Below are 3730 nucleotides of genomic sequence, written 5' to 3' on the forward strand. Positions count from 1 at the left end.
TCTCGTCGGCAGGGTCAGAGTTGTCTACGAGACAGCAGCCACCCCCGGCACCTCCGGCACCTCCGGCGCCCTCCGCGCCCAAGCGCCGCGGGCGCCCGGCCGAACCGTCCCGCGCCGCACCACCGTCACCACCACGGATACGCACCAAGCGCAGGCGACCGCCGATCCTGCGGACCCTGCTGGCAGTGCTGTTACTGGCGGTGGGCGCGCTCGCCGGGATCGGTTTCTGGTTCGACCGGAGCGTGCACCGTGCCGCGGTGCTGACCGACTATCCCGGCCGGCCCGGCGCCGGCGCGGGCACCACCTGGCTGCTCGTGGGCTCCGACGGCCGGCAGGGCCTCACCGAGGAACAGCAGGCGCAACTGACCACGGGCGGCGACCTGGGCAACAGCCGCACCGACACGATCCTGCTGGTCCACCTTCCGGCGCCGTGGTCGTCCGGGCCCACCACCATGGTCTCCATCCCGCGCGACTCCTACGTCGAGATCCCCGGCTACGGCAGCGACAAGATCAACGCCGCGTTCGCCGAGGGGGGCCCGCAACTACTGGCCCAAACCGTCGAGCAGGCCACGGGCCTGCGCGTGGACCACTACGCCGAAATCGGCTTCGGCGGATTCCCCGGCCTGGTGGACGCCCTGGGCGGGGTCACGGTGTGTCCCCCGGAGCCGATCGCCGATCCGCTGGCCGGGATCGACCTGCCCACCGGCTGTCAGCGACTCGACGGTGTCGACGCGCTGGGCTACGTACGCTCCCGGGCGACGCCGCGGGCCGATCTGGACCGAATGACCAAGCAACGCCAGTTCATGACCGACCTGCTGCACCGCGCCGCCAGCCCCTCGGTCTGGCTGAACCCGTGGCGCTGGTACGCCGTCCCCCGCGCCGCCGCGAACGCGCTGACCGTCGACACCGACGATCACGTCTGGGATCTGGCCAGGCTGGCCTGGGGGCTGCGCGGCAGCACCACCACCGTGACCGTGCCGATCGGCGCATTCACCTCCAACAACGCCGGCGACGTCGTCGTCTGGGACGACGAGCTGGCCGGTCGGCTGTTCGCGGCACTGAGGTCCGACGCGCCGGTACCCCAATCCGTGCTCGACGCCCAACCCTGACGCGCCCCGCCGGCCCCGTCAGCAAACTCGACACGGAATTGTGAGCGGCGCCACTCGGCGGCGGGCATTCTTTAGGGAAAGCTTGCCTGAGTTAGCATCACCTTCGATGAAATATGCTCTGACCTGCGCTATCGTTAGAGCCGTGACCAATCACAATAATTCTGAAAGTAAATTCCACGGCCTGATGCAGGACCAAATCCGCAACGAATTCACGGCATCGCAGCAATACATTGCGGTCGCGGTGTACTTCGACGACGCAGACCTTCCGCAACTGGCCGGCCACTTCTACCGCCAGGCCGTCGAGGAGCGCAACCACGCCATGATGCTGGTGCGCTACCTGCTCGACCGCGACATCCGCGTCGAGATCCCCGGCACCGATCCGGTGCGCAACGACTTCGGCTCCGCGCGTGAGGCGCTGACGCTGTCGCTGGATCAGGAACGCACCGTCACCGAGCAGGTCACGGCGTTGGCCGCCGCCGCCCGCGACGAACACGACTACCTGGGCGAACAGTTCATGCAGTGGTTCCTCAAGGAGCAGGTCGAAGAGGTCTCGACGATGACCACGCTGGTGCGCATCGCCGAGCGCGCCCAGGACAACCTGTTCCACCTCGAGGACTTCGTGGCCCGTGAACTCGCGGCCGCGCCCGCCGATTCCACCGCGCCGGCGGCCGCCGGCGGCGCGCTCTGACCCGGCGGACCCACCGCCGCCGGTCGGGGCCGGTCAGCCGTCCCGGCCGGCCCCGGTGAGGCCGTCCTGCAACCAGACCTTGGTGCGGCCGGGGTGGTTGGTCGCGATCCAGGCCACACCGAGGTCGCGGCAGAATCCGACGTCCTCGTAGTGGTCCACCGTCCAGCAGTACAGCGCCCGGCCCTGCGCGGCGGCGCGGTCGACCAACTCGGGGTGGTCCCGCAACGTCGCGATCGACGGGCCGACCGCGGTGGCACCGACCGTGGTCGCCGCGCTCCCGCCGAGGTAGCGGGAGGTTTCCCCGAGCAGAACCGTCGGCAGCAGGGGCGCCGCGCGGCGCACCCGCCAGACCGCGGCCGCCGAGAACGACATGACCACGGCGCGGGACAGATCCGCGGAGGCCGGGGAGGCGATCCCGTAGCGGTGCAGCAGGGCCAGCACCTTGCTTTCGACCAGCGCCCCGTAGCGCACCGGGTGCTTGGTCTCGATGAAGATCTTCGTCGTCCGGTTCCAGTCCAGCACGAGGCGGACGAGTTCCTCCAGCGTCAGCAGGCCGGTGTGGCCGTGACTGCCGTCCGGCCGCCAGCTGCCGTGCCAGGCGCCGAAGTCCAGCTTGCGAAGCTGAGCCAGTGTCAGCTCGCTGACCAGCCCGTTTCCGGTCGAGGTGCGGTCGATGCGGCGATCGTGCACGCACACCAGGTGACCGTCGCGGGTGAGCCGGACATCGCATTCGACCGCGTCGGCACCCTCCCGAAGCGCCAGCTCGTAGGCCGCCCGGGTGTGTTCGGGCCGGTCCGCCGACGCACCCCGGTGGGCCACCACGAACGGGTGCCCACCATGCACCTCGTCGGCCGGGCTCATAGGCCTATGCTGCCGGTTCCCGGCCCGCCCGCTCAACCGCAACGGCCGATTCGCCCGAACTCGGCCGCTCGACCGACTGCTCGGCGGGCGCCTCGGCGCCGACCATGACCCACCGGTGAGCGGGGCGTTCGACCGGTTTGCGCTCGAACCCGTCGTACACCCGGCCCATCACCACCACGGTCGCCGTCGCCAGTAGGTAGGCCAGCACCGTGCTCACCGTGTTGTCGGCGATGCCCTGGGCCTCGGCCGTGAAGCTGGTGGCCGTGGCGAACACCGACGTGGCGGTGCTGAGCAGCCACAGCACCCACCACACGGTGACCGGCTTGCGCATCCGGGACGCGGCCCCCTCGGCGGTGGCCATCTCGAGGACATAGACCGGCGCCCACGCCAGGTTCACCAGCGGGACCAGGCATCCGGCCCACAACGACCACTCCGGGCGAGGCTCACTGCGGTGGTAGTGGGCGAACACCGCCGCCCGCCGGGCGATCAGCCATCGGGTCAGCACCACCGCACAACCGATGACGGCCAGCACCGCCGCGATGCTCGCCGCCACGCCGAACCACACCGCGGTGGACGCCAGCAGCGGATTCAACAGCACGGACCGGTTGACGAGCAGCAGGACGTAGCGCAGCAGATGGGCCAGAGCGGCCACGCCCAGGACCACGGCCGTGGCGGTCAGGGTGCGCCGCACGGTGGCCGGGCCGGGTCCCGACCGCGCCGGCACGGCCTCCGGCGGCCGAACCTGGGTGGCGGGATCCAACAGACCCCAGCGGGGTATGAAGGCGTAGCGCGGCGTCGGGCCCTGGTGACGGGGCCGCCGCGGCGGCCCCGGTGCGGCGCCGGGACGCACCGCGATCCACCGGAACCCGGGCGGGCGGCCCGGCCCGGCGGCGCCGGCCGCCGAACCGGCAGGGCGGCCCCACGTCCGTCTCTTATACACAACTGACGCTGCCGACGATACGCCATGCGTTGATCCCGGTTGGCGGCGCACCCGTTAAAGAACAAACTGGCCCGTAAGCCGCGATACTAGCAGGAGGGTCAGCTGACCATCGCGCTGCACGGCGTGCTGTCC

4 protein-coding genes are annotated in these 3730 nt (G+C 70.9%); 2 read left to right on the plus strand and 2 right to left on the minus strand.

The window, feature by feature from the left end:
• Positions 1–20 precede the first annotated feature (20 nt).
• Positions 21–1109, plus strand: coding sequence for an LCP family protein (locus CSR00_RS28770; RefSeq protein WP_176562322.1), 1089 nt, complete (start codon positions 21–23; stop codon positions 1107–1109).
• A 184-nt stretch (positions 1110–1293) separates the two neighbouring features.
• Positions 1294–1797 (plus strand): ferritin, encoded by a 504-nt coding sequence (locus CSR00_RS28775; protein ID WP_245906722.1) that lies wholly within the window; start codon positions 1294–1296, stop codon positions 1795–1797.
• Positions 1798–1830: 33 nt separating this feature from the next.
• On the opposite strand, the gene CSR00_RS28780 is transcribed toward CSR00_RS28775, so the two are convergent.
• Together CSR00_RS28780 and CSR00_RS28785 are read right to left on the minus strand one after the other, a co-directional pair.
• Positions 1831–2658 carry a glycerophosphodiester phosphodiesterase gene (locus CSR00_RS28780; RefSeq protein ID WP_099025779.1) on the minus strand — a complete coding sequence of 276 codons (828 nt, stop codon included), beginning with the start codon at positions 2656–2658 and terminating at the stop codon, positions 1831–1833.
• A 4-nt stretch (positions 2659–2662) separates the two neighbouring features.
• Complete coding sequence (locus CSR00_RS28785) at positions 2663–3598, minus strand: DUF4328 domain-containing protein (RefSeq protein ID WP_176562323.1); 936 nt, start codon at positions 3596–3598, stop codon at positions 2663–2665.
• Between the last annotated feature and the right edge of the window lie 132 nt (positions 3599–3730).

Source organism: Mycolicibacterium palauense, from assembly GCF_002592005.1.
Taxonomy (GTDB): Bacteria; Actinomycetota; Actinomycetes; order Mycobacteriales; family Mycobacteriaceae; genus Mycobacterium; species Mycobacterium palauense.

Excerpts from the sequence above, each read along its gene's own strand:
- CSR00_RS28775 (WP_245906722.1), top strand. The coding sequence starts at position 1,294 with ATGCAGGACCAAATCCGCAACGAATTCACGGCATCGCAGCAATACATT.
- CSR00_RS28780 (WP_099025779.1), bottom strand. The coding sequence starts at position 2,658 with ATGAGCCCGGCCGACGAGGTGCATGGTGGGCACCCGTTCGTGGTGGCC.